The following is a 24,268-nucleotide window of genomic DNA, read 5'->3' on the forward strand; positions in this document are numbered from 1 at the left end:
GCTTGCCCTGCTGGAAGGCCGAGTTGACCTCGTCCCAACCCCAGTTCTGGCTGCCGGGAGGGCCATACTTGAACATGTCGACATAGGCCTGAACGCCGTCGATCGAAGCCGGTGAGTTGAGATAGCCTTTGACTTCATTGGTGGCTGGGTTCCAGAGTTCGCCGCCGAACGACCACAGGAAGGAGTTCGATGCCGTGGTGGCGAAATCGTATTCGCGTCCACCCATCTGCCCCCATCCATAGAGACCCTTGTCCGGACGCGTGAAAAAGTCGGCGACTTGCTTGGCGTCCTGATAAGTTTGCGGGATCTTGAGCTCCCGTCCATATTTGGCCTTGAACGCTTCCTTCTCTTTCGGATCATCGAACAGATCCTTGCGGTACATGAAGCCGTAGGCGTCCTGGTTGACCGGCAAGCCCCAATATTTACCTGAATTGTCGGGATACTCCCCGTATGCCGCCAGAGAGAACTTTTCGAACAGCTCCGGCTTGAGCACCTTGGATTCTTTGAAGACGTCGTTCATCGAGAAGGCATGGCCACCGCCCGCGAACTCCGCCAACGACTGGCTGTCCCACATTGCGATGTCGAACCCGGCTCCTTTAATGGCGAACTCAGCCGCAATCTTGTCGTGCCACATCGGTCCATACGGAACCAGGTCCGGCACCATCTGAACGCTCTTATCAGGATAGTCCTTGGCTATATTGTAGAAGGTGTCGGCACAGGTTCCGGCATGCCAGACGAAGGTCAGCGTCTCAGCCAGTGCTGGGGACGCCAGCATTCCGATGAAACCGGCCGCTGCGGCGGAGACTTTCAACATGCGTATCGGCGCTTGAGTAAGACTTCTCATCATTTCCTCCCTTTTTTTAAACATATCCGTTACTTCGGTGGGAATTTTGACCTCGCACGCGAGAATTGCGCCTTCGGTGCCTTGGCGGGCGCCGGCGAGAGCCGCGCGACGGCGTCTTCAAACAAAACGTCGTCATGCACCATGTCTCGCACCGCCTTCATCAGCGCGAGAGGTTCGGGTGATTGGAACAAGCTTCTTCCGAACATGACGCCACGTGCACCTGCCGCGAGCAGATCGCGGACCAGCCCAAGCGTTGCCCGATCGTTGTCAAGGCGCGGGCCGCCGGCGACCAGGACCGGCGCATCGGCCACGCCCTGCACCACACTGCGAAAGCCCTCGACGGTTCCGGACCAGTCGGTCTTAATCACGTCGGCCCCGATTTCGACCGCGATCCGGGCGTTCATCGCGATCGTCTCTGCGTCGAACGGCGTCTTCAGCCGACCCTCGCGCGCCGCCATCGGCTCTACCACAAAGGGCATCCCCCAATTGCGCGCCGATCTGGCGGTTCGTCCCACGATTTCCACCGAACGGGTCTCGAGATCTGGATCGCGATGGCAGGTGAACAGGAACGTGAGCACCGCGTCGGCGCCGAGCCGCAATGCGTCCTCGACATCGGCGACCTGACGGGTATGGCCCTCATCCTGGGAAAATCGGCCGCCCAGCCGCCACATCGTTGTCTGGTCAAGCCGCATGATAACGGCGGGCCGGTGGGGGCCCTTCAGCAGCTCGGCCGCCAGGCACAGTGCCCCCGGTCCCAGAATGATGCCGTCGAATCCCGCCTCGACCGCGAGCGCCACGCCCGCCCGCAGGTCGACCGCACCTGGCACCGGCCCCACCTGCATCCCGTGATCGAACGCGAACACGGCCGCCCGACCGTCCCGGTTGGAGAATAGCCGTGACAGCCGCATTTGCTTGCCAGTCCCGCTCGTCACGTCTCTCTCCCTGTTGTTTTTTCAGGAGCGCCATTTTGGCGCCCGGGTAGAATTCTCAGCACGCCTGACGACGGTCTCCCTCAATCTCGGCAGCGGCCGCCACCAGCTTGAGATTCACTTTCTCGCGCCGCAGCAGGTCGGCGTGTTGCAGATCGACTCCGTCATCAACGAAAACATCGTCGAACTGAGCGAGGCTGCTGAAATAATTGAGCGCCGATTTGCCGATCTTGGTGTGGTCGAAGACCAACACCGAGCGGTCGGCGGCTGACCGCATCGCGAGCTTCGCGCGCACGACGTCCTGATCGTGAAGATAGGCGCTCGATCCCTGCACCGCCGCGGTTGAGAAGATAGCGAGGTCGGCGCGAAGCCGGGAGGTTGCACTCTCGCAGACCAGGCCGAAGAAGCCGCCGGTCACCGGGTCGTATCGGCCGCCAAGGCAGATCACGCTGAGGTTGCTGCTTTTAACAAGTCGGTTTGTTAGATTGAGGCTATTGGTGATGACGGTAAGGGGACGCACCGCGTCGAGCTCATCCAGCACTGCTCCCGTGGTGGAGCTGTCGTCAATGATGACGGCCATTCCGGGATCAACCAACTCGGCAACGGCCTTCGCCAATGCCTGCTTGAGATTCCGGTTCTGACGGATACGAAAGGCGTAATCGGCCTCGAATATGATCGATGGCAGAAGGGTGGCACCGCCGCGTGTTTTGCGCAAAACCCGCAGTTCCTGAAGACGGTCCAGGTCGCGATGCACCGTCATCTTACTTACAGCCAGAAACTGGGCCAAATCCTCGACCGAGGCCTCGGGTTTCCTGTGGAGGTAATCGAGCAGACGCTCTCGCCGTCCCTCACCCACCTGTGTTGTCCCCCTTTAAATTTGGGTGAAGTCTACTATCAAATTCACGCTCTCACAAGTTATTATCACAAGAATGACCACACAATTGGTCATGCAGCAGTAATGGCGCAGCGCCATTGGCGTCCCAGGCGCCGGCGAAGCCTTGCGCTTCACACCACCTTCGCCTCCCGCAGGCTTGCGATCTCTTCCGCGCCGAAGCCGAATTCGGCGAGCACCTCACCGGTCTGTTCGCCGAATTCCGGCGGGCGGGCCGCCATGCTGCTCGGCGTGCGTGACAGCGTCACGGGCTGACCGACCAGACGGATGTGGCGATGCTCGGCGTTCGGCACATCCTGGGCGATGCCGAGATGTCTGACTTGCGCGTCCTCGAACATCTGATCGATCGCGTAGATCGGCCCGCAGGGCACGCCGGCGGCGTTGAGCTCGCTGACCCAGACCTCGGTCGATTTCTTTTCCGTGAGTTGGTTGATCGCGGCATTGAGCGCGTCGCGGTTTGTCGAGCGCGCCGGCGCGGTGGCGTAGTCGGGATTGGTCACAAGCTCGGGCGCGCCGAGCGCCTGCGCGCAGCGTTGCCAGATCCGCCCACCCGTGGTGGCGATGTTGATGTAGCCGTCGGAGGTCTTGAACACGCCGGTCGGAATGCTGGTCGGATGGTTGTTGCCGGCCTGTTTTGCCACATCCTTTTCCATCAGCCAGCGCGCGGCCTGGAAATCCAGCATGAAGATCTGCGCCTGCAACAGCGAGGTCTGCACCCACTGGCCCTCGCCGGAGACGTCGCGCTCCAGTAGCGCGGTCAGAATGCCGATTGCGCAGAACAGCCCGGCGGTCAAGTCCGCGACGGGAATGCCGACCCGCATCGGGCCCTGGCCGGGCGCGCCGGTAATCGACATTAGCCCGCCCATGCCTTGCGCGATCTGGTCGAAGCCTGGACGCTTGTGGTAGGGGCCGTCCTGGCCGAAGCCCGAGATGCTGCCATAGACGATGCGGGGATTGATCTGCCGCAAGGCATCGTAGTCGATGCCGAGCCGCGCTTTGACATCCGGACGAAAATTTTCGACCACGACATCGGCCTGCTTGGCCAGCCGCCGGAACACGTCGAGACCTCTGGCGTCCTTCAGATTGAGCGTCATCGCGCGCTTGTTGCGGTGTAAATTCTGGAAGTCGGAACCGTGGCGCGGGCCGCCGGGCTGCTCGCCGGCCGAATCCTCCATCAGGGCGTCGATCTTGATGACGTTGGCGCCCCAGTCGGCGAGCTGCCGCACGCAGGTCGGCCCGGAGCGCACCCGGGTGAGATCGAGCACGGTAAAGCGGGACAAGGCTTGCGAAGCGCGCGGAAAGGGCATTCGGAACTCCGGACCGATCGAGCGGGAGGAAGCGGACTGCCCCGTTGATCGGTCAGATTGAGCGCGAATTCAATAGCCGAAACTTCGTCAGGGTTTCTTGGAGGCCTGTTTCGCCCGCATAGACGAAGCACGCGCCGGGTAGATTTTCTTCGGACCAGAGATTAGGGTGCCGCGGTAACAGACCGGCACAGCGAGAGCGCAATGAACAATGTTTGCGGCGTTGTTAGAGACTTTCTCCGGGTCACCGCTGTCGTGACGGGACTGCTGCTCCTGGCCGGGAATTCCGCAGAGGCCGCCTCGTTCCAGCAGGGCGTCTCGGCCTTCAGCCGCCAGGACTATGTATCGGCGTCGCGGATATTCCTGGCGCTGGCCGAGCGCGGCACTCCCGCCGCGCAATCCTATCTTGGTTTCATGTTCGAAACCGGACGCGGTGTTCCGCAGAATTATACCGAGGCGGCGATGTGGTACCGCCGCGCCGCCGAGCAGGGCGACAGCCTGGCGCAATATTCCCTCGGCCTGCTCTATGACAAGGGCCAGGGCGTGCCGCGCGACATCGTCGAAGCCGGCAAATGGCTCAATCTCTCGGCCGCGGCGGCGCCTCCTGACGCCCGGGAAGCGCGCGCCCGTATTCGCGATGCCGTGACCACCAAGATGACGCGCGGCGAAATCGCACGCGCCCGGTTGCGGGCCCTCGAATGGGCGCCAAGCCGCGAGCGTTGAGGACCTAAATCCATAGTGTCTCCACCAGCCAGCCGATCCAGATCGCCGGCGCTAGGAATAGTCCGAACGGAAGAAACGCGCTCGCGCGCAGCGGCCGCTTGCGTAGATATGCGTTCACCGCGTAAGCGCCGAGCGCCGAGAGAGCGGCAAGTTCGATCACCGCGAAGATCGTAACCGGGCCGAGCCACGCGCCGGCGACGGCGGCGAGTTTGACATCGCCAAGCCCAAGCCCGTCGCGGCCGCGCCAACGCCGGTAGCCGGCCATCAGCGCCAGCAGTGGAATGGTGACGGCGATAGCCTGCAAGGCCGCCCACAAAACGGCGCGCCAACCCGCCTCCGGTCCAATGGCGCCGGCGCGGAACAGCGCCAGCGCCAGCGCCGCGCCGGTCAGTTCGTTCGGAATGATGTAGCGGTCGGCATCGACAACGGCGATCGCCAGCATCAGCCCGCCAAGGAAGGCGCCGAACAATCCCTGCGGTCCGGGGGCGGCGAGGAGACTGCTGCCGGTCACGGCGAGCAGCGCGAAGCTGAGAATGACTTGCCGGCCTGGCTTGCCCATGACCGGTCCGGGGATCAATGGGCGCTCAGCGCGTGGCCTTGGGAGGATCGACCGCGACCACCGGCAGCGAGGTTCCGACCAGCCGGCTGTTCATTTTGCTGCGCATTTCCTCGGCGACGACGTGGGCATCGAGGGCGTCCTTGATCACGGTCGGGCGGATGAACAGGATCAACTCGGTTCGTGCCCGGGAGGTATCCGCATGTGAAAAGGCATCGCCGAGGACAGGAATGGAATCCAAGAGCGGAATGCCCTGCCGCTGCTTGTTCTCGGTCTCGGTGATGAGGCCGGCCAGCAGCACGGTCTGGCCGCTGGCGACCGAAATTGAACTCTTCACCTGGCGCTGCGATATTGTCGGCTGCAGCGGCGTGCTTCCCGCCGCGACGCTCGAGATCTCCTGTTCGATGTCGAGCACGACGTTGCCGCTGGCGTTGGCGCGCGGCAGCACGTGAAGAATGATGCCGGTATTCTTGTAGTCGATGGTATTGACCACGGTGTTGCCCGCGGTCAGCACGGTCGCGCTACCTGTCGAAAACGGCACCTGATCGCCGACCAGCAGCGTCGCCGGCTGGTTGTCGAGCACCACCAGCGAGGGGTTGGACAGAACCTTGACGTCGGTGACATTGTGCAGCGCGTCGAGAATGACCCGTGGCGAAAGCTCGTTTCCGATCAGCAAATTGAAGCCGGGAATGGCGCGGCCAATTAATGCGCCCGCGGCGGCATTCACGGCATTGCTGGCGGCGCCGACGGCGGTGGTGGTGGTCGGGGTGGATGTCGATGTGGATGTGGTGGTGCTGGTCGTTGTGGCGCTCACTGCAGGGGTTGCGGCCCCGACGCTGTTCACGAGCGAGCCTTTCTGGCTGGCCAGGAAGAACTGCACGCCATAATTCAGCGTGTCGTTCAGCGTCACTTCCGCGATCGTCGCCTCGATCGCAATCTGGCGCTGCGGCCGGTCGATCTGGCGGATGGTCTGTTCGACGATGCGTTGCTCTTCCTGGTTGGCATAGACCAGTATGGCATTGTTGGTGATATCCGCGGTGATCCGGACATTTGGCAGGATGCCGGCCGGCCTGCCGCCGGCGCCCCCTCCGGCCGAATTATCCCCGATGCCGCCGATCCCTCCGCCGATCCCTCCGCCGCTCCCGCCACCGGTCCCACCGAAGGCCCCACCGCCGATCCCACCGGCGCCGAGCCCTCGCCCCGCACCCGCGGCCCCGCCCGCCGGCGCCGGAGCGGCGCCGGGCGGCGCGGCGCCCGAGGCCTGAGTCGGCAGCGCGCTCAACGATGCCATCGGGGTGTTTCCCGATGAGGCGAGCGAAATACCCGCGCCGGGCGAAATCTGGCTGGAGGCGCTGTCGAGGCTGCCGCCATTGCCGCGACCGGTCAGCATCTCGTTGAGCAATGCCGCCATCAGCTTCGAGTTGCCATAGCGCAGCGGATAGGACTTCAGATTGACGCCCTCGGTATCGGACCGGTCGAGCCGTGCGACCCAGGTCCCGGCGCGTTTGAGATATTCGGGCTTCTGGCTGACCACGAGAATGGCATTGAGCCGAGCAATTGGCTGCATTTTGATGACGTTCTGGCCGAGGCCTCCTTCGCCGGAATCCATGATCTTCTCGATTTCGGAGATGACCGGTTCAGGCGCGCTGTTATGCACCGGGAAGATGCCAACCGATTGCCCGCGCATCCAGTCGGCGTCGAAACTCAAGATGGTGTCGATCGCCGCCGCCCGGTCCGAGCCGCTGCCGACAATCATCAGGGTATTGCGCCCGTTATCCGGACGCAGCGCAGCGGCCTTGACACCGAACGCGTCCAACAGCTTGAACACGTTCTGCGCCGAGACATAGCGCAGCGGCACCACACTGATCCCCTGACCGGCTTCAGCCGATGCCGTTCGGTCAATGCCGCCAGGGCCGGCCTCGTTGGTTGGCAGCAGGCGATAGCCCCCGCTGCGATCGCCCAACAATGCCACGCCGGACATCCGCAGGGCGTTTTCGAGCACGTAGAGCGCGTCCCCCTTGGCCACCGGGCGAACCGACGCCAGCGTCACCGTGCCCTGCACGCGGGGATCGATGGTATAGCCGACGCCAAGTATGTCACCGAGGATGACCTTTGCCACCGCGGCGACGGGCGCGTTTTCGAAATTGAGGTCGTAGCCGCTGCCGGAACCGCCATCTTCGCGTTCAACCACAGCGCCCACCGGCGTCTTGCCGTCGCTGAGATAGATCGCCGGCCGCGCGGACGTTGCCTGACTGATCCCGGCATTCCCGACGTCGGTGGTCTGGTGCGGCTGCAAATCGATCGAGCGGATCTTGTCGACAATATCCTGGGCGCGGGGATCTTTGGGGTTGCCCTCCACCGACTGATCGGCCGTCAGAATGCACGCACTCAGGAAGAAACCAGACAAAGATATTACGAGCGTTCCAATCAGCGGCGAACGCAGGCGCGAAAGCGGATGGACCACTTTTTTGAACAAAATACGCCTACCTGGATCGACCAATAAAACGCGCCCGGTCCCGAATGGTCCGGTCGCGCAAATATTTGCCTTGCGATTATGTTTTTGTTGGTCAATAAGTCAAGAGCAAACAACCTCCGTTACACGTAAAGGATGTACCTTTTCGTGGCTGTAACTTTCCGGTCACTGGTCCCAAGGTTAGCGTTGTGAAATCGATGCGAGACCTTTCCGCAGAGACCTTTCGGCAGCATCTTCTGGAAAAATATTCCTTGCCGCCGAAGGCGCGCGCCCGCGTCGAAAACCCCGCCAACTCTACCCTGGCGCGGCCGCTGCGGGAACTGTGGGAAGCCACCGATCTCCCAGCCGCCGAATTTGCCGACGAGGTTTCGGATTATTGGGGTTTGGTCAGACTGACGCTGCCGCAACTGCTTGCCAGCACGCCTTGCCTCGACGGATTCTCGCGGCGCTTTTTGCGTGAATCCACGGTTTTCCCGATCCGTGCGCCGGACGGAGGTTACCGGCTGGCGGTGGCCGACCCGTCGGATACCGCGGCGCTTCGCGCCGCGGAGATCGTGTTCAGTGCGCCGGTCGAGGTCGCGGTCGCATCGTTCGAGGACATTACCACAGTGCTCGACCAGCGCGCCGATGCGGGTGGCGCGACTGAAAGTGCCAAGAGATCGACGCAGCAATCCGACGATGATATCGAGAGCCTGCGCGATCTGGCCAGCGGGGCTCCGGTGGTTCGCGCGCTCAACGATCTTCTGGAGCGCGCCGTCGAGCTCCGCGCCAGCGACATTCACATCGAGCCGTTCCGCACCGGCCTTGTGATACGCATGCGCGTCGATGGTCTGTTGCGCGCCATGCCGGCTCCATCAGGCATTCCGCCACAAGCGCTGATCTCGCGGGTAAAGATCCTCGCCGGCCTCAACATCGCCGAACGACGCCTGCCTCAGGACGGCGCGGCAAGGGTGCGCGTCAGCCGTTCCGAACTCGATGTCCGGGTCGCGACCATGCCGACGCAGCACAGCGAGAGTGCCGTGATCAGGCTATTGCCGCGCGACCGCGGCCTGCTCGAGATGGGAAGGCTCGGGCTGTCGGCCCACGATGAAGAGATCATGACCCGGCTGTTGGCGTTGCCGCACGGCATGATCATTGTGACCGGCCCGACCGGCAGCGGCAAGACCACGACGCTTGCCACCATGCTCTCGATCCTGAACGAGCCGACCCGCAAGATCCTCACGGTCGAAGACCCCGTCGAATACGAAATTCCCGGCATCAACCAGTCGCAGGTCAAGCCGTCGATCGGTCTCACCTTTGCGTCCGCGATGCGCGCCTTCGTGCGCCAGGATCCGGATGTGATCATGGTCGGCGAAATCCGCGACGCCGAAACCGCCCACATCGCCATTCATGCGGCGTTGACCGGCCATCTCGTGCTGTCGACGCTGCACACCGAGACCGCGGCGGCGGCAGTACCGCGCCTGATCGATCTCGGCATCGAAGGCTTTCTTTTGAAGTCGACGCTGCGCGCCGTGGTCGCGCAGCGCCTGGTGCGGATGCTGTGCGACCGCTGCAAGGTGCCGCGAACTTTGACGGCCGCCGACATCGAAAAAGACCCGCGCTTTGCCATGGTCGGCTTTGCGGCCGGCGAAATGATGCACGAGGCGGTCGGCTGTGAGCGCTGCGGCGGCACTGGCTATCGCGGCCGCAACGGCGTGTTCGAAATCCTCGAAATGACCGAAGAGGTTCGCAAGCTGGTCGGACCGCAGACCGATTCGCACACCATCGACGAAGCCGCGATGCGCGGCGGCATGACCACAATGCTGGCGGACGCCGTCGCAAAATGCCGCGCCGGACTGACTACCGTGCCCGAGGTTTTCCGCGTCACGACAATCAGGTAGTCTGGAGCCATCTGATGGCACTTGGATGCAACGCGCAATGGATTCTCTTTTCCCTTCCGGGGGAGAGAGACATGAGGCTCTGATGCCGAATTATCGTTATCGCGCGCTCGACAACAATGGCGAACTGGTCTCAGGCGCCGTCGTGGCCACGGCGCCCGGCGATGTCGCTGCCCGGATCGAGCGCCTCGGTCTGGTGCTGGTGGATAATGTCACGCTCGAGGAAGGTGGCGGCTCGGCGCGCAGCCTCGGCATTTTCAACAAACCGAAGGCTGAAGACGTCACCATTTTCACCCGCGACATGGCACTTTTGCTGCGTGCCGGCGCACGGATCAATGACGGGCTCGAATTGCTTGCCGCCGACCGCGATTTCGGCCGGTTGCGGCCGGTAGTTGCCGACATCAGGTCGCACGTTCTCGCCGGCGAAAGCTTTGCCGAGGCCTTGTCGCGGCACGAGGCGTTGTTTCCGGCGATGTATGTGGCGCTGATCCGCGTCGGCGAGGCATCCGGATCGTTGGATCAGGTGCTCGAAGTGCTCGCCGATGAACGCAGCCGCACCGATGCGCTGAAACGCCGACTCGGAGACGCCATTCGCTACCCGCTGTTCGTTCTCAGCGCTGCCGGCGCCGTACTTTTGTTCTTTCTCACATTCGTGCTGCCGCAATTCGCCGGCGTGCTGCAGGATTTTGGCGCCAAGGTGGATCCCATCATTCTCACTTTTTTGAGCTTTTCGACCTTCCTGCACAATAATTCCGACACCGCTCTGGCGATCGTGGCGGTCGCTGTCGCCGCAGCCTGGCTGTTGCTGCGCCAGCAGCGGATTCGCCGTGGCTTCTGGAACGTGCTCGTTCAGCTGCCGGCCATCCGGCCGATGATGACGTTGTACCGGACCTCGCTGTTCTGCCGGAACCTCGGGCTGTTGCTCGGAAGCGGTGTAAATCTCACGACAACGCTGCGGATTCTCGTCGATATGATGTCGTCGGCGGGACCATCGGCGGTCTGGATCGACGCCGCCGAACGCGTCCGCCATGGCGCCAAGCTGTCGGATGCGCTGGCCGATACCCAGGCCCTGCCGGGGATGGCGGTGCGGATGATGCGGCTGGGCGATGAAACCGGACAGTTGCCGATGCTGGCGGGACGCGTGGCCGAATTCTACGAGGCCAAGCTGCAACGCACGCTCGACCGCGTGGTCGGAATTGCCGGACCGGCGGCGATCATTGTGATCAGCATCATTGTCGGCGGATTGATTGTGTCTGTCATGACGGCGTTAATGTCCGTCAGCCAGATAGTCGGCTAGCGTAGGGTATGAATCAGCTCCCTTCGAGGGGACGACTTAGGTGGATCGAAACATGGTGACTTCAGCAACATCGCGGCGCCGCTCGCGACGCCGCCAGGCCGGCTTCACGCTGGTCGAAATTCTCGTGGTGATCACGATCATTGGATTGATCATGGCGCTGGTGGGGCCGAAGGTGCTCGGCTATCTCAGCGAGTCCAAGGCAAAGGCCGCGAAAATCCAGATCGAAAGCTTTTCCAGCGCGCTCGATCTCTATTACCTCGATCTTGGGCGTTATCCCAACAGCAGCGAAGGCCTTGCCGCATTGACGCACAGCGACAACGCGCCAGGCTGGAACGGCCCGTATCTGCGCGGCGGCGTGGTGCCCAATGATCCCTGGGGGCACAGCTACGTCTACCGCTCGCCGGGCGAGCGCGAGCCCTACGAAATTATTTCGCTGGGGTCCGACGGTCAGGAGGGCGGCAGTGGAACGGCTAGCGACATCGTCAGTGGCACGCACGACATTGCCAGCGGCTCGCGCTGAGGCGGTCGCGGCCGGCGGTTTCGCGCTGATCGAGATCCTGTGCGTGCTCGCCATCATCGGCTTGCTTGCGGGCATCATTCTGCCGGCGATACCGCGAACCACTACCCGGGCCAAGCTCGAGAGTTATGCGGTGGAAACCGCCGCGTTATTGAAAGCTGATCGTAATGCAGCGCTGCGCCGGCAAATCCAGGTGGCGACGCAGATCGACGCCGCGGCGCGCTTGATCCGCTCCGGCGCAACCGGCCGCATGATTCGCATTCCCAACGATGTTTCGCTGCAGGCGATGCTGGCATCGCGCTGCGCCGATCGAAATGCTGGCAGATCGATCGAGTTCTTTCCCTCGGGAATGTCGTGCGGCGGCGTGGTCACGCTGGCGCGCCCGGGCATGGGATTTGAGGTTCGCGTCAACTGGCTGACTGGAGGCGTGGATATTGTACCGCAAAAACTGCTCTGACGGCGTCGCAGGCTTTACCCTGATCGAAGCGCTGGTGGCGCTGGCCATCGTCGCCGCGGTGCTGTCATCGATCGGCGCGGTGATCGCAACGACGGTCAAGGGGACACGCTCGATTGACCAGCATCTGGCCTTGGCCGGAGCCGCCGAAACGCTGCTCGCCGGGTTGCCGGCGCGCAATCTCCTGAAGCCCGGGCGGCAGTCCGGCGAACTGGGCGGCCATCGCTGGCAGATCGACGTTGCCCCGATCAATGCCGCCGACCCCAGCGCTGCGGCGCAGACCCAGCGCTTTGTTCCGCTCGCCGTCAAATTACGGCTGGACGAACCGGGTGGCCCGGTCCTGCAGCTCACAACGGTGCGGCTCGTGCCGAAGGTTGCCGAATGACAACGCCTCCGCGCCGCGCGCCAGCCGACGAGGCGGGCTTCACGCTCATCGAAGTGTTGGTGGCGACGCTGCTGATGACGGTGATCCTCGCGGCACTGGCGACCGTGACGGCGCAATGGCTGCCGAACTGGAACCGGGGCATGGCGCGGGTTCAGCGCGCCGAGCGGCTTGCGCTGGGTCTCGATCGCATCGTTGCCGACCTGTCGGTTGCGGAGATGATTCCGGTCAACGGCAATGCCAAGGTGCCCCTGTTCGAAGGCACCGAATTGGCCGTGACCTTCGTGCGTACCGCGGTCGGTCCCAACGCCCGTCCCGGCCTCGAATTCGTCAGGTTGATCGAGAAGGCCGATAATCAGGGCCCGGCGATGGTCCGGGAGCGCGCGCCGTTCGTGACGATGCCGTCGGATGCGCAGATCCGGTTTACCGATCAGGTGGTGCTGATACGCTTGCCGTATCGCGTGACGTTCTCCTATGCCGGGCCGGATCAGGTCTGGCAGTCGAACTGGCGCGGCCAGCCGCGGCTTCCGGACATGATTCGTATCGTGGTACGCGATGATGCGACCGGGCAGATGCTCGGCGTTTCCGGCGCGGCAACCGTGCACGTCAACGCCGGGGCCGAATGCGCCCAGGCAAAAGATGCGTCGGCATGCCTGACCGCAGGCACCAGTCCGGACACGCCAAAAAAGGAACAGCAGCTCTGATGGCTGAGCCCGACGGGATGGAGTTTGGCATGGCAGCCAGCGGCTGCCAGAGCAATGCGCGCGGTTTCATCGTCGTCGCCGTGCTCTGGATTCTTGCGGCGCTGTCGGCGCTGGTGCTGATCTACCTCATCTATGTTACCAACACCGCGGTGCTGGTGGCCGGGAGCGGCGATCGGGTTCAGGCGGAAGCGTTGGAAACCGCCGCGGTCGAACTTGCCGTGTATCAGTTGACAGGCGTCAAGGAAGACGTTCGCCCGACCAGCGGGAGTTTCAATTCCAGGGTCGGGGCGGGCAAGGTTTCGGTGTTGTTCCGTTCCGAAGCCGCGCGCATCGATCTCAATGCCGCGCCAAAAAACCTGCTCACCGGCCTCATCACCGGATTAGGCGTGGATCCGTCGAATGCGGCAGGCTATGCCGACCATATCCTGGCCTGGCACACGCCCACTGAGAAGGGCGACGACGATCCCGAAAACGCATTCTACCGCGCTTCCGGCGTGGCCTACCTGCCGCGTCATGCACCGTTCCCGGAGACTGAGGAACTGTGGCTGGTGCAGGGAATTCCGCCGCTGGTGGTCGAACGCATGCTGCCGTTTGTAACGGTGTTCAGCAATCTTGATTCCGTGAATATTCTCGACGCCGCGCCGCAGGTGGTCGCGGCGCTACCGGGAATGACGCCGGAGCGGTTGCAAGCGGTGCTTGCCCAGCGCGGCGATCCGACGCTGGATCCGCGATCACTGCTGTCGATAACCGGTGGCCAGGGGGCCACGGTGGCCGGTTCCATGGCCTATCGGATGACGATCGAGGCCGACACCGGCAACGGCAAACGAGCCAAGGCGGAGGTCATCATCCTGCTTATCGAAGGCGGTGACGAGCCTTATCGTGTATTGTCGTGGCGCAACGCTTCCGACGGTGGCGTTGGAACGTAAAAGGGCTCTGCGTGATGAAGCTGGTCGAAACCATCGGCACGATCCTCAACGCATGGACCGCAACCGTGGCCGCAGCGATCATTGCCGGGCTGGACCGCATCGTGTCACCGCGCGTGATCAGGCTGATCGAAGACGACGAGGGCGGATTCGCGGTCGAGAGCGCGGTCAAGCCGGACAATCTTCCGGCGCGTGTCACATTTGCCGGCGGTACACTTTCCGCGCCCAATCTGGCACCGATGCTGAGGGGAAGCCGGGTCGAGATCGTTCTGCAGCCCAATCATTTCCTGTTTCGTCCGCTTGAACTGCCGGCGCGGGCGGCGGATTTCCTCGAAGGCATCGTGCGCGCCCAGATCGACCGCCTGACGCCGTGGAGCGCGAGCGAGGCCGTGTTTGGTTGCAGCGCTCCGGCCGAGAGCGGCGCCGAGAACATCACCACGGTGATTGCGGCAACCACGCGCAAGGTTGCGATGAGCTATGTGCAGGCGGTATCGCCCTTCCATCCTGCCGCCGTCGCGGTCTGCACCGATGCCGCCGAGCGCAACGCCGGTCGCGTCAAGGTTTTCGAGCAGAAGGCCCGCGGGCACCTGGACGCTGCGCGTTTGAGCCGCGCGCTGTTGATCGCGCTCGGCGTCGCGGCGGTGACAGCAACGCTCTCGGCGGTATCGGCGGCCTATGTGGCCGATAGCCTCGGGTCACAGGAGAGCGAGCTGGCGCGGCAGATTTCGCAGCAACGTTCCGCCATTCGCGCCGGCAGCGACGGCGGCGACCGTTCGCCGCTCGCGGCGCTGGAGCGGCGCAAATATGAGACGCCCGCGAGCGTGATCGTGCTCGATGCCTTGAGCCAGATTCTGCCGGATCACACCTATGTCACCGAACTGCATCTGGCCGGCAACAAGCTGCAGATCGTCGGCATCACCCGCGACGCGCCGTCGCTGATCCCGCTGATCGAGCAATCCACCCATTTTACCCGCGCCACCTTCTATGCTCCGACGACGCGCTCCGCCTCCGATCCCGGCGAGCGCTTCCATGTCGAGGCGCTGATCGAACCGAAGAATACGGCCCCCCCATGAGTACAGCGAATTTTGTGACCAGAAGCCTGACGCGTTCGCCGCTGATCTCGGTCGTGCTCTATGTTGCCGTGATCGGCAGTCTGCTGGCGATCGCCGGCATTTCGGTGTCCGATATCGTCGCGCACCAGCGGGCGCTCGAGCAAACCACTGATCTGCTGGACCAGTTGCGCGGCCGCAAGGTGCGCGGGGGCGCAGTATCGTCCTTCGCGGCCGAGCATCCCGGTACACCTTTCCTGGAGGGGCCGACTGTGACCGTTGCGGGCGCTACGCTGCTGCAGCGTGTCGCCGCCGCCGTCGCCAGTGTCGGCGGCACCATCCAGTCCTCGCAGGTCGACGTGTTGGGCACCCAGGCCAAGGACGGCTCGGTCGGCCTCGTCGTCAGCTGCGAAATGGAACAGCCAAGCCTGCAAAAGGTGCTCTACGATCTCGAGGCCGGCATGCCCTTTTTGTTCATCGATCAGCTTGACGTGCAGGTGCCGCAGACCACGTCGCTGAACGAAACCGGCTCGGGCCGGATCAGGGTCGTGCTCGGGGTTTCCGGGCAATGGCAGGGCGGAAAATAGAGCGCATTCAACGACCGTTGCGACGCGGCGGGCTTCGGTGCGCGAGCGCCAAAGATGGGCTCTGCGACCGCCGTTTCAAGATCCGCCAGCGGAGGCGAGTTTCCAGCCGCGCGGCGCGTCTATTTTTAACGGCAGTTTTCTTTCGCCATAGCTGCCGACGGCCAGCTGCCAGGTAGTTTCGCCATTCTGGGAGCCGGTTTGGATAAAGTCCAGCCTGCTGAAATGATCGCGAACCAGGCCGTTTTTGGCCGTTGGAATGTAGCGCCCCGTGATTTCGGTGATACCCCGCAAGCGTGCCTGCTCGACAAGGTATTGAAGCAGGCCCTCCTCCACGCGCCTGCCGAGAACGCGACAGGACATGATCCAGGTATCGATTTCCCAGGATGGTCCGGTTTGACGGCAGATGACGACCGAAATCATTCCATTGTCGCCGAAAATATCTTGAAGGCGCGCCTGGATAGCAAAAACCGTGGAATTTGACTGCATGGCCGCGATCTCAGCTTCGCTATAGCGGCGGGTCGTCAGATTGAACTGGTTCGATTTGGCAATCAATTGGACAATCCGCTTGCGGCCGGTGCTGTCGAACGGCGCGATCGACAGCGTCATCGCAAGCGAGCGCAAATAATCGTCATGATCGCCGATCCGTTCCATTTGCGCGGCGCGAAGTGCGTTGGCCTTGTAGAATCCCGCCCGAAACCGGTCCTCTTTTGAAAAACTGGCCTGCTCGAAATATCCCGCAGCCTGAAAGACCGCCAGCCAGTCGCTGGGATCATCAGGCAATTCGGGAACGGCAACCGACGGCAGTGCCTCGCGGACGCGCTTGCGTTCGGCGGGGTTGTCATCGAGGAACACAAAGGAATCGAGACCGAGGTCGATCGCACCGGCGATCGCCTTGATGTTGGCTGCCTTGTCGTCCCAGTTGACCCGGAATGCGACGATATCGTCTTCCTTCAGGATCATTTCGGGATGGTTGCGGAACGCGTCGAGCGCGATCGCCTCGTCGTTTTTCGAAGACACACACAGAATGATACCGCGCTGCTTCAGCGACAGCGCCATCCGCTGCAGCGCCGAATAGACATCGCCCAACGGGCTGCCACTGCCCAGCGCGAGACCTTCGATGCCGTCGTCGCCGACGACGCCTCCCCACATCGTGTTGTCGAGGTCCATAACCAGGACCCGGCGCGAACGGCCCATCTGGGCCCCGAGAATACGCATGACATGGTCGGCGTAGAGCGGGATCATAGAGGCCGCGAATGGATACTTCGCGGCGTACCAGTAGCGTCCGGCCGACCATTGGCTGGTTCCGACCAGACTGGCAAGCGCGTTGACGTCCAGCAGCAGAAGGGATTGTTGTTGCGCTTGCTGCGCAAGGCGCCGGTTGAATTCATTGGTCTGAAAGCGTGGGCTGCCCGGCAAGCCAAGATCCAGGTTGAACTGAATGACATCGGGATCGTCTGCGAGCGTCTGCAAAATGACCGGGCGTCCCGTCGCCGCGCCAGCCACTTCGGCGATATGCGCGATCCGCCCGATCGCCGCCTCGATGATGCGCGCTGCCGCGTCGTCGTCGCCGATCGTAGATGCGAGCTTCAGCATGCGATGGTCGGAAGCCAGCAGAACGAAGTCCGGTGGGCGCTCGTTCAGTGCGCGGCTGTTTCTCTCGATCCATGGCTCCGGCTCCTCATATTCCGCGAGCACGACCTCGAGCAGAAATTTGAACCGGATGGCGGTGCCGATCAGCGCATCGGAAAGATGTGAGGCGGTGCTGGCCGACAGCACCAATAGCCGGATCTGCGTCAGTCCGCGCTGCCGGGCCTCGGCCACGAGGCTCACAGGCGCCGATTTCAGAAGCGTCCTGATTCTTCTGCCGAGAACACCAAGATCGGCTTCGCTCCAGGCCGCCTGTGCCAGCGATTGCAGATACAGCAGGGCGTCCAGTGGCTCTGATGGCAGCGAAGCAAGGCGATCCCGCATTTTTCCGCAAGGACGAGGCAGCCAGGGCAGCGCCTGCACGGACAGTTTTACCGCGAGCGCCGACACTGCAGGCTCACTCACCGCGCGCGTCCCTCGATCAGCTGCACGAACTGGCGCACCGAGGTGATTTGTTCGATCTCGGCGAGATTGAATTGAATATCGAATTCATTCTCGATGCCGCTGACCAGCCGGATATGCGCCAGGCTGTCCCAGGCCCTGAGGTTTTTTTGGCTTGTTTCGGGCGCAATCATCAGGTCCTCATCGTCGAGCTCGGCGCGGAAAACATCCTGAACCCTGGCGAGTACGCGATTCGATGCCGTCAGCTTTTCAGACCCATAGGCCATCAGGCGATCGATCCCTTCGACGAGTTAAAGAGCTCCGGCCTCGGAACCGGCTGGATATACATCGTAATGCCGCGGCGACCAAGCGTGACTGCGCGCTCGATAAAGGGTTTGGCATCCGCGGCCAGGATGCGCAAATTCGATAATCTCGCATCGATGCAGATGTCCGGGCCAAAATGGCGGCGCAGCCGTTGCGGCCTGATATCGCCGGTCCGCCGCATGTATTCGTGCTCTCCGGTCTCGCCGCCAGCCGTTTTCCAGCGATATCGGATGGTGCCGTCGAACACCCGCCGAAAGAACGGGATCTCGTCGAAAAGCAGGCATTCGGTGGCGTGCAGCGGGGTCATGAAATTGAAGCCGGCGCCCATGCCGAGCATGCGTGCGTCCAATTCCGCCAGCCGGCAGAACGGGCTGTCCCTACCCCAGGGCATCAAAGTGAGGTGGTGATCCTTCAACAGATAGTCGGCGTTGGGGCCGACGGCGCATACCGACGAACTGAGGTGTATGCTCCGGCGCGTGTCGGGGTTGCGGCGAAAGACCTCGCAGAGCAGGCCGGTATAGACCGGCGCCCGGTCGACCAGGAAAACCCGATCGGGATCTTGATCAATCGGAAACGCCGGCATCGCCAGCGTTCCATTGGGGCCGAGCAGGTCACGCAGCAGCTCGATCATTTCGCTGGGGCGCAAGGGAACATTATAGAACTCGTTCCAGGATGACTGCAGCCAGAGGGTTCTCCCTGGCGTCACCCCGAGATCGATCAGGCATTGCCGCAGATCTGCGATCGCAACCGGACGGCGATAGATTTTCTTCGAAATCCAGAGTTTTTGCCGGCGCGCGAAGCCACGCACGTCGCTTTGTCCCAGGAGCTTTTGGGCAAGATGCTTGGCGCTGCTGCGGACGACGCGGGACATGATGAAGCAGGATGTTCCGTGCAGGATGTGCGGACCGATCGATCAGCCGTGCGGCACCGGATCTCGCCGGGCGCTCTGCTGCACCTCATATACAATGGGCAGCATCACGTCCAACGCGTTGTCGGCGCTGGCGACGCCGATTGTCGCGGTCTGATCGGTCAGGATGCGGGGCAGGCGGCGGCAGATGACGTCAATGTTGATCGCGAATTCGTTGAGATATTGAGCCAGGACTTCGCCCGCCATCTTGGCCATGGCATATTCCGTCGTGGCGCTGGCGCGCTCGTCGACCGCCATCGTGGACGGATAGAACACGGTTAGCTTTTCGGCGCCGTCGCGGCTCAGCGCCGTGCACAGATCGTTGAAGCCGTCCGCATAATAGCGTAGGAACATGTGCAGCGTCTGCGGCTCGAACAAAGCCGACTTGCGCCGGAAAATCCTCGGGGTCGCGAAATAGTAGGCGCAGTCGACGGCGCCCAATGTCTGCAATTGGGCGTTTGCCGGAGCCAGCGCGTCGTAGTGCAGGATCTCGCATTGGCCGCCGGCCCGCCTGATATCGGCGGCCACCCGCTCGGCGTCATCACCGCTTTCCCGGTAGGTAATGACCGCACGTCCGCCGCCGGCGGCAATGATTTTCGCCGTGACCTCGCCGAGGCCGCGCGAGCCGCCAATGATGAGTGAGTATTGTCCGGCGAACGGGCTTCCGGCGACATGCGGGGCTATTTCGGCCATCCCGGGCTGGGTTGGCGGGGCCGGACGTGCAAAAGCTTCGAGCCGCCCCGCGATGCCGGCGCCCGAAACCTCGATTTGCAGGGAGCGAAATCGCGCGTCCACCTTCGTAACCGAATAAGCGAGGACATTCTCCCGTCCAGCCTTCGGATCGCAATTGACGTCGAGACCGGCAAACAGCGAGTGGAGTCCGGGGCACGCCATGCCTACAATCTCGGATGTCGCCAACAGTGCCTTGACGGCCGAAGGGCCGATCGCGTCCGAGAGCGCGGGAAATAACGATCGGACGTCTTTATCTGACGTCGCGACCGCGCCGGACTGACCAGCGAGCTGCTCGAACCTGAGATCGGCAGGCTGTGACATCCGAACCGGCGTCGACGTTGCCGATGGCGTGCCTGCGACCGCGAATTTTCCGGGCCCGGAGGAAAGCCGGATGAGCGCGACCGCCACATTTGCGGCGACCACCTGAAATTCGATCAGCCGGTCGGTTCGATTGCGAATTCTGACGGAGGCGAGCTCGTCGAGGTAGAGCGGCTGCAGAAATCGGGCGCGTATGTTTGAAACCTTGAAGGGAAAGCACTGCAGTACGGCATTTGCCGCCCAGGCAAGATTGTTGATTCCGTGCACCACCGGCGCCCCGACCTGGGTGCGCCGGGCAAAAGCGTGATCCCGATGGACCGGGTTCCAATCGGACGAGAGCCTTGCAAATGCGATCTGATCGTCCATGCTGAAGCTACGGCTCGCAAGCGGCGCGCTGGTCATCAGATATCCTGTGCTCCCATCATGGCCCTGGCGACGGTATCAGTTCTATCATGCGCGCTTTCGCCTGCTCCAGATCCTCAAATGCGCGCTTGACGCATCCGGTAACCGCGGCGCCGATTTGATCTTCGACGAAGCGGCCTGACAGGCCAAATAATGGTTGAAAGCCCTCGACTTCATAACCGCCTTCCGGGACCTGTGCGGCAGTGGGAAGATAGCCGAACAGCGCGCCCAGATATCCGGCATAAAGCCTGATGCGCCCCGGTCGGATCGGGACGGCGGCGTCAAGAATACGCGCCCATCCCACGCAGGCTTCGGCGGACAGCGCCACGATTTCGAGCTCCTCGCCGATTTCAATGACCTGAGCCGCCAGCAGTTTGTCGGGCGTGGCGCCGGCAAAGAAGTCACTGAGCGGAATGTTGGCAGACCCGGTTCGCAGGCTCTTGGGGGAAAACGCCTTGCAGGTGCTGCCCAGCGCGATGTCGCATACCCCACTCGCCAGACCCTTGCTCCAGCGCATCCAATCTGCGGCCGAGGGTTTTGCGAACGAAGGGCCTGAGACGATCGCTCGAAGGGTTCCGCGCACACGCTCGCGCCAGCCGATGGCCCGCGAAACTTCGATGTTGGGCCGGATATCGCCGCAAAATCCCTGCACGAACACGCACGGAATTTCACCAAATCGTTCCCGGATCGCGCGTCGCACGGCGCCCGGGTAGTCGGCGCTGACGACGTTTTCTGGAACCACCGCGGTCGGATGGCAGGTATAATGCCAGAGCACAGCGAGCACTAGCCCGTTGTCCACCCTGCGCAACAGCGCGACCGTCGCCTGCTCGGCTGTTTGTCCCGAAGGGTTCGGCGCGAAGCTGACGCTTGTTAGCCTGAAGCCATAGGTTCGTCCCAGGGTGGGAAACGGCCAATAGCGGCGCCGGTTGATGGAGTGGTTAAGATCCCCTTCAAAAACCTCCAGGCTGACTTCCGAAGCCGGCGCCCGTAGCAGTTGGCGCACGAGGTTCTCCGCCGCATCAGCCAGCTGATTGACGAATTCGATGTCCGGTATCCCCAGAGGCGCGCAAGCCCGATCGGTCGCGGGCGCGTAGTGGGTGTGCGACGCCAACAGGACGACTTCCCCAGGTGCGAACCCCAGCCGTCGCAGCCCGGCCAGGATCATATTCTGCAGCTCCGACCCCACGATCATGAGATCGAAGCTGAAGATCAGGCAGCGCTGCGCGGCGCACTCCAGCATCACGACCGATAGCTCGATCGGATCCAGCGCCATCGAGGCCGGGGTGTTGCGCGAAGCATAGCCGGCGAGCCGGACCGGACGGTCTCTCGGGGTCACGTCGCATGAGGCGGCACGCGCAAACAATTTCGTCGAACTGTCCCGTGATGGTTAACAGGGGCCTTGGCGGCCAATCATCTTTGCAATCTACGCAATCCCGGTCGGCGAATCGAGGGCCTCTTGTCTGATCCCTGGTGGCGCAATAAGGCTTTGGCGGGCGTCGGCCAGGTCGAAGGCGCGGCATCATCTGCGAGGACATCGTGACGCTTCTGAGTTCGAGCCGCGCGCGCCGCATTTTTGGCGGTTGGTCGGCCAATATGGTCCAGCTGCTGCTGGCCTTGACTCAGCAGATTGTCCTGATTCCGCTGTTCCTCAAGTACTGGACGAGCGATACGCTGTCGGCGTGGCTGACGATCTTTGCCGCGGGCAATCTTGTCCTCGCTGCTGATGTCGGTCTGCATGGCTGGACACTGAACCGCTTTCTTGCCTTCAGGTCATGTAGTGATTGTGACCGTCGGACCCGTCGTTATTACGGCGGCGCGTTGTTGCTGTTCCTCTCGCTCAGCGCACTGCTGGTTGCGCTGCTCGTTGTGATGTTCTGGCTGATCTCGCCAGCCAAGGCGCTGGGATTTTTGGCACAGCCGGGTTTTGACCCGGCATTTGTGCTCATGACCTTGGGCATCGCTGTCACACTGCCGATGAATTTGGCAAGCGCGCTGTACCGTGCCCGCGGCCTCTACGGGCGCATCGTGCGGGTGCAATTGTGGGGGACGGCGGCCGGCCAGCTTGGCCAGATTATCGGGGTCATGGCGACCGGAAGCCTGCTGGCGGTCGTCATCGCCTATGTGGCGGGACAGATCGCCACGCTGATATACATCCTGTTCGTGGACGTGCGGCAGCAATTCCCATTTGTCAAAAGCCTTCGTCAGCGCATTTCCTTGCGCTGGACCGTTGGGCAATTCGCTGGCGCGGTTCCCTTTGGAATAATGAATTTTGCCGAGGTCGGTCTTGGCTATCTTTCAGTCCTCATGATCGGCGCCTTGGTTTCGGATCGTATCGCCATCGCGCAGTGGGGGCTGACGCGCACCATCGCCGGACTGCTGCGGGGAATGGGCGTTCAGATGACACTGCCGCTGGCGGCCGAACTCGGACACGACCACGCGATCGGCGCGCGCGACAGCCTGCAGCGACTTTATGCCAGGGGTTCGATCATTCTGGCGGTATTCGCCAGCGCAACGACATCCGGCGCTTTGGTATTTTGGCCGGATTTCTTCGAAATCTGGACCCACGGCGCGATTCCCTACGACGCGGCGCTCGCGATCACGCTGCTGCTGGGCACGTGTGCCGGAGCACCCGCCATTCTGGCCCTCAGTTATGCCAACTACAGCAACCGCGGTCCGCTGCTGCTGTGGACCAAATCCCTGCAATTGGCGATCTTTGTATTGCTGTCGATGACGCTGATTCCCCGGCTCGGCCCTTTGGGAGCGGCGATCGCGCTGGTTTCCAGCGACATCATTGCCCAATCCGGATTTCTGTTCGTCATCATCGTGGCTGAAACTCTGAGGTCTCCGGCGCGACACGCCTTGTTCGTTGTCGCGCTCATGATGCTGATCGTTGCGGTCGGCACGGCTGCCGGCGCCGTGATCAGATTTTTGTTGCCCGGAGCCGGAATTCCGCATTTTCTGGCGGAATGTACCTTGTGGCTGATCGCGGTGGCGCTGCTGAGCAGCCCGTTGGCGAACAAAGCGCTTCGACGCCGGTTGCTCGAGGCGATCCCGCGCTAGCCATCAGCGCTTTGCGCTGGTTCCGTCGCCGCTTGATCAATGCACGTCGATGTATTTAGCTCGCACGGTCCTGGTGTTGAAATCGGTCTGGGCTCCCAACGCGGACCCCCGATTGAATTGTTGAATTGCGGGCCTTCAAAAGCTAATGAAGTCGGCGGCGTTTTCCAATCATGGTGTGGCGCACTTGACCAGAGGCGGAAACGACGAAGGCAGACGCCTCGATGACGCGGCCCGCGCCGGTTGGCTGTACTACGTCGCCGGCAATACCCAGGACGAGGTTGCTTCCAAGCTCGGCATTTCGCGTCAAGCCGCGCAACGGCTGGTGTCGCTTGCGGTTTCGGTCGGGCTCGTCAAAGTCCGTCTTGAACACCCGATCGCGCAATGCCTCGATCTGGCGAGCCGGCTGCGGGACCGCTTTGCTCTGAGCCTGGCTGAAGTCGCCCCTACGGATCCGGCGTCGGATTCCACGACGCTGGGCGTCGCGGAAGCCGTCGCGGTCGAAATCGAACGTTTTCTCAGATCTTCATCGCCCATCGTCATGGCGATGGGGACTGGCCGCACCTTGAAAGCCGCGATTGATCTGTTGCCGGACATTGATGCTTCGAAACACAAGATCGTATCCCTGACCGGGACCATCACCCCGGATGGCTCCGCCGCCTTCTACAATGTCATTTACGACATGGCGTCGGCGGTCCGCAGCCGGTTGTTTCCAATGCCGTTGCCGGTGATCGCCTCCTCGAAACGCGAACGCGATCTCTTGCATCAGCAGCCGATGCTTCAAGCCACCCTGCAGCTTGCGGCAAAAGCCAACGTCGCTTTCGTCGGGATCGGCGATCTCGGCGCGGGCGCGCCCTTATTCGTCGATGGCTTCATCAGCCGGCAGGAGTTGAAGGCGCTGCAGAGGGCCGGCGGCGTAGGTGAAATCGTCGGCTGGGCATTCGATCAGCGGGGCCAACTGGTCACGGATGTCACCTTCGATCGGGTGG

General features: G+C 62.6%; 23 protein-coding genes. 12 read left to right on the forward strand and 11 right to left on the reverse strand.

The features are described from left to right. The 4 genes from ABSG20_RS05960 to ABSG20_RS05975 all read right to left on the reverse strand — a co-directional run. Window positions 1-814, reverse strand: an 814-nt coding sequence (locus tag ABSG20_RS05960; protein WP_423863571.1) for an ABC transporter substrate-binding protein, incomplete at its 3' end; no start/stop codon positions are given. 59 nt (window positions 815-873) lie between these two features. Further along, a complete protein-coding gene (locus ABSG20_RS05965; protein WP_423863572.1) occupies window positions 874-1,776 on the reverse strand; it encodes a class I fructose-bisphosphate aldolase in 903 nt (300 codons plus the stop codon). 55 nt (window positions 1,777-1,831) lie between these two features. Further along, on the reverse strand, window positions 1,832-2,629 hold the full coding sequence (locus ABSG20_RS05970) for a DeoR/GlpR family DNA-binding transcription regulator (RefSeq protein ID WP_423863573.1): 798 nt from the start codon (window positions 2,627-2,629) through the stop codon (window positions 1,832-1,834). Between the two features lie 149 nt (window positions 2,630-2,778). After that, window positions 2,779-3,972 (reverse strand): CaiB/BaiF CoA transferase family protein, encoded by a 1,194-nt coding sequence (locus ABSG20_RS05975; protein ID WP_423863574.1) that lies wholly within the window; start codon window positions 3,970-3,972, stop codon window positions 2,779-2,781. Between the two features lie 201 nt (window positions 3,973-4,173). Between ABSG20_RS05975 and ABSG20_RS05980 the strand changes: the two genes are divergently transcribed. Next, a complete protein-coding gene (locus ABSG20_RS05980; RefSeq protein ID WP_423863575.1) occupies window positions 4,174-4,692 on the forward strand; it encodes a tetratricopeptide repeat protein in 519 nt (172 codons plus the stop codon). A 4-nt stretch (window positions 4,693-4,696) separates the two neighbouring features. Here the strand turns inward: ABSG20_RS05980 and ABSG20_RS05985 are convergent, their stop codons facing one another. Then, a complete protein-coding gene (locus tag ABSG20_RS05985; protein WP_423863576.1) occupies window positions 4,697-5,251 on the reverse strand; it encodes a prepilin peptidase in 555 nt (184 codons plus the stop codon). A 25-nt stretch (window positions 5,252-5,276) separates the two neighbouring features. After that, window positions 5,277-7,661 (reverse strand): type II secretion system secretin GspD, encoded by a 2,385-nt coding sequence (gspD, locus tag ABSG20_RS05990; protein WP_423863593.1) that lies wholly within the window; start codon window positions 7,659-7,661, stop codon window positions 5,277-5,279. 257 nt (window positions 7,662-7,918) lie between these two features. Here gspD and ABSG20_RS05995 point away from each other — a divergent pair, with 257 nt between their 5' ends. The 9 genes from ABSG20_RS05995 to gspM all read left to right on the forward strand — a co-directional run bounded on the left by ABSG20_RS05995 (window position 7,919) and on the right by gspM (window position 15,511). Next, entirely contained in the window at window positions 7,919-9,601 is a 1,683-nt protein-coding gene (locus ABSG20_RS05995; protein ID WP_423863577.1) for a GspE/PulE family protein, read from the forward strand. Window positions 9,602-9,683: 82 nt separating this feature from the next. Then, a complete protein-coding gene (locus ABSG20_RS06000; RefSeq protein ID WP_423863578.1) occupies window positions 9,684-10,895 on the forward strand; it encodes a type II secretion system F family protein in 1,212 nt (403 codons plus the stop codon). A 52-nt stretch (window positions 10,896-10,947) separates the two neighbouring features. After that, window positions 10,948-11,415 carry a type II secretion system major pseudopilin GspG gene (gene gspG, locus ABSG20_RS06005; RefSeq protein ID WP_423863579.1) on the forward strand — a complete coding sequence of 156 codons (468 nt, stop codon included), beginning with the start codon at window positions 10,948-10,950 and terminating at the stop codon, window positions 11,413-11,415. Further along, window positions 11,381-11,869, forward strand: a complete 489-nt coding sequence (locus ABSG20_RS06010) for a prepilin-type N-terminal cleavage/methylation domain-containing protein (protein WP_423863580.1) — start codon at window positions 11,381-11,383, stop codon at window positions 11,867-11,869. Before gspG ends, ABSG20_RS06010 begins: the two co-directional genes overlap by 35 nt. Further along, window positions 11,847-12,251, forward strand: a complete 405-nt coding sequence (locus tag ABSG20_RS06015) for a prepilin-type N-terminal cleavage/methylation domain-containing protein (RefSeq protein ID WP_423863581.1) — start codon at window positions 11,847-11,849, stop codon at window positions 12,249-12,251. The genes ABSG20_RS06010 and ABSG20_RS06015 overlap by 23 nt, the downstream gene beginning before the upstream one ends. Then, window positions 12,248-12,952: a PulJ/GspJ family protein gene (locus ABSG20_RS06020; RefSeq protein WP_423863582.1), complete on the forward strand. Its 705-nt coding sequence runs from the start codon at window positions 12,248-12,250 to the stop codon at window positions 12,950-12,952. The genes ABSG20_RS06015 and ABSG20_RS06020 overlap by 4 nt, the downstream gene beginning before the upstream one ends. Continuing rightward, entirely contained in the window at window positions 12,952-13,878 is a 927-nt protein-coding gene (locus ABSG20_RS06025; protein WP_423863583.1) for a type II secretion system minor pseudopilin, read from the forward strand. Before ABSG20_RS06020 ends, ABSG20_RS06025 begins: the two co-directional genes overlap by 1 nt. Window positions 13,879-13,892: 14 nt before the next feature. After that, window positions 13,893-14,948 carry a PilN domain-containing protein gene (locus tag ABSG20_RS06030; RefSeq protein ID WP_423863584.1) on the forward strand — a complete coding sequence of 352 codons (1,056 nt, stop codon included), beginning with the start codon at window positions 13,893-13,895 and terminating at the stop codon, window positions 14,946-14,948. Continuing rightward, entirely contained in the window at window positions 14,945-15,511 is a 567-nt protein-coding gene (gene gspM / locus ABSG20_RS06035; protein ID WP_423863585.1) for a type II secretion system protein GspM, read from the forward strand. Before ABSG20_RS06030 ends, gspM begins: the two co-directional genes overlap by 4 nt. 75 nt (window positions 15,512-15,586) lie before the next feature. On the opposite strand, the gene ABSG20_RS06040 is transcribed toward gspM, so the two are convergent. Genes ABSG20_RS06040 through ABSG20_RS06060 form a run of 5 tightly spaced genes read right to left on the reverse strand, consistent with a single transcriptional unit; the run spans window position 15,587 to window position 21,558 of the window. Next, the gene (locus ABSG20_RS06040) at window positions 15,587-17,563 is read right to left on the reverse strand and encodes an HAD-IIIC family phosphatase (protein WP_423863586.1); all 1,977 of its coding nucleotides are present in this window, start codon (window positions 17,561-17,563) and stop codon (window positions 15,587-15,589) included. Then, window positions 17,560-17,826, reverse strand: coding sequence for an acyl carrier protein (locus ABSG20_RS06045; RefSeq protein WP_423863587.1), 267 nt, complete (start codon window positions 17,824-17,826; stop codon window positions 17,560-17,562). The genes ABSG20_RS06040 and ABSG20_RS06045 overlap by 4 nt, the downstream gene beginning before the upstream one ends. Beyond that, window positions 17,826-18,734: an AAC(3) family N-acetyltransferase gene (locus ABSG20_RS06050; RefSeq protein WP_423863588.1), complete on the reverse strand. Its 909-nt coding sequence runs from the start codon at window positions 18,732-18,734 to the stop codon at window positions 17,826-17,828. Before ABSG20_RS06050 ends, ABSG20_RS06045 begins: the two co-directional genes overlap by 1 nt. A 42-nt stretch (window positions 18,735-18,776) precedes the next feature. Next, entirely contained in the window at window positions 18,777-20,222 is a 1,446-nt protein-coding gene (locus ABSG20_RS06055; RefSeq protein ID WP_423863589.1) for a MaoC/PaaZ C-terminal domain-containing protein, read from the reverse strand. 19 nt (window positions 20,223-20,241) lie between these two features. After that, entirely contained in the window at window positions 20,242-21,558 is a 1,317-nt protein-coding gene (locus ABSG20_RS06060) for a hypothetical protein (protein WP_423863590.1), read from the reverse strand. Window positions 21,559-21,758: 200 nt separating this feature from the next. Here ABSG20_RS06060 and ABSG20_RS06065 point away from each other — a divergent pair, with 200 nt between their 5' ends. Together ABSG20_RS06065 and ABSG20_RS06070 are read left to right on the forward strand one after the other, a co-directional pair. Further along, window positions 21,759-23,282 carry an MATE family efflux transporter gene (locus ABSG20_RS06065; protein WP_423863591.1) on the forward strand — a complete coding sequence of 508 codons (1,524 nt, stop codon included), beginning with the start codon at window positions 21,759-21,761 and terminating at the stop codon, window positions 23,280-23,282. A gap of 184 nt (window positions 23,283-23,466) precedes the next feature. Continuing rightward, window positions 23,467-24,268: sugar-binding transcriptional regulator (locus ABSG20_RS06070; RefSeq protein ID WP_423863592.1), on the forward strand; the 802-nt coding region annotated here is incomplete at its 3' end.

Origin of the sequence: Bradyrhizobium sp. (assembly GCF_049512235.1) — a bacterium.
GTDB lineage: Bacteria > Pseudomonadota > Alphaproteobacteria > Rhizobiales > Xanthobacteraceae > Bradyrhizobium.

Coding starts and splice junctions, on each gene's coding strand:
- ABSG20_RS05975 (WP_423863574.1), bottom strand. CDS start 3,972: ATGCCCTTTCCGCGCGCTTCGCAAGCCTTGTCCCGCTTTACCGTGCTC.
- ABSG20_RS05980 (WP_423863575.1), top strand. CDS start 4,174: ATGAACAATGTTTGCGGCGTTGTTAGAGACTTTCTCCGGGTCACCGCT.
- ABSG20_RS05985 (WP_423863576.1), bottom strand. CDS start 5,251: ATGGGCAAGCCAGGCCGGCAAGTCATTCTCAGCTTCGCGCTGCTCGCC.
- ABSG20_RS05995 (WP_423863577.1), top strand. CDS start 7,919: ATGCGAGACCTTTCCGCAGAGACCTTTCGGCAGCATCTTCTGGAAAAA.
- ABSG20_RS06000 (WP_423863578.1), top strand. CDS start 9,684: ATGCCGAATTATCGTTATCGCGCGCTCGACAACAATGGCGAACTGGTC.
- gspG (WP_423863579.1), top strand. CDS start 10,948: ATGGTGACTTCAGCAACATCGCGGCGCCGCTCGCGACGCCGCCAGGCC.
- ABSG20_RS06020 (WP_423863582.1), top strand. CDS start 12,248: ATGACAACGCCTCCGCGCCGCGCGCCAGCCGACGAGGCGGGCTTCACG.
- ABSG20_RS06025 (WP_423863583.1), top strand. CDS start 12,952: ATGGCTGAGCCCGACGGGATGGAGTTTGGCATGGCAGCCAGCGGCTGC.
- ABSG20_RS06030 (WP_423863584.1), top strand. CDS start 13,893: ATGAAGCTGGTCGAAACCATCGGCACGATCCTCAACGCATGGACCGCA.
- gspM (WP_423863585.1), top strand. CDS start 14,945: ATGAGTACAGCGAATTTTGTGACCAGAAGCCTGACGCGTTCGCCGCTG.
- ABSG20_RS06045 (WP_423863587.1), bottom strand. CDS start 17,826: ATGGCCTATGGGTCTGAAAAGCTGACGGCATCGAATCGCGTACTCGCC.
- ABSG20_RS06050 (WP_423863588.1), bottom strand. CDS start 18,734: ATGTCCCGCGTCGTCCGCAGCAGCGCCAAGCATCTTGCCCAAAAGCTC.
- ABSG20_RS06055 (WP_423863589.1), bottom strand. CDS start 20,222: ATGACCAGCGCGCCGCTTGCGAGCCGTAGCTTCAGCATGGACGATCAG.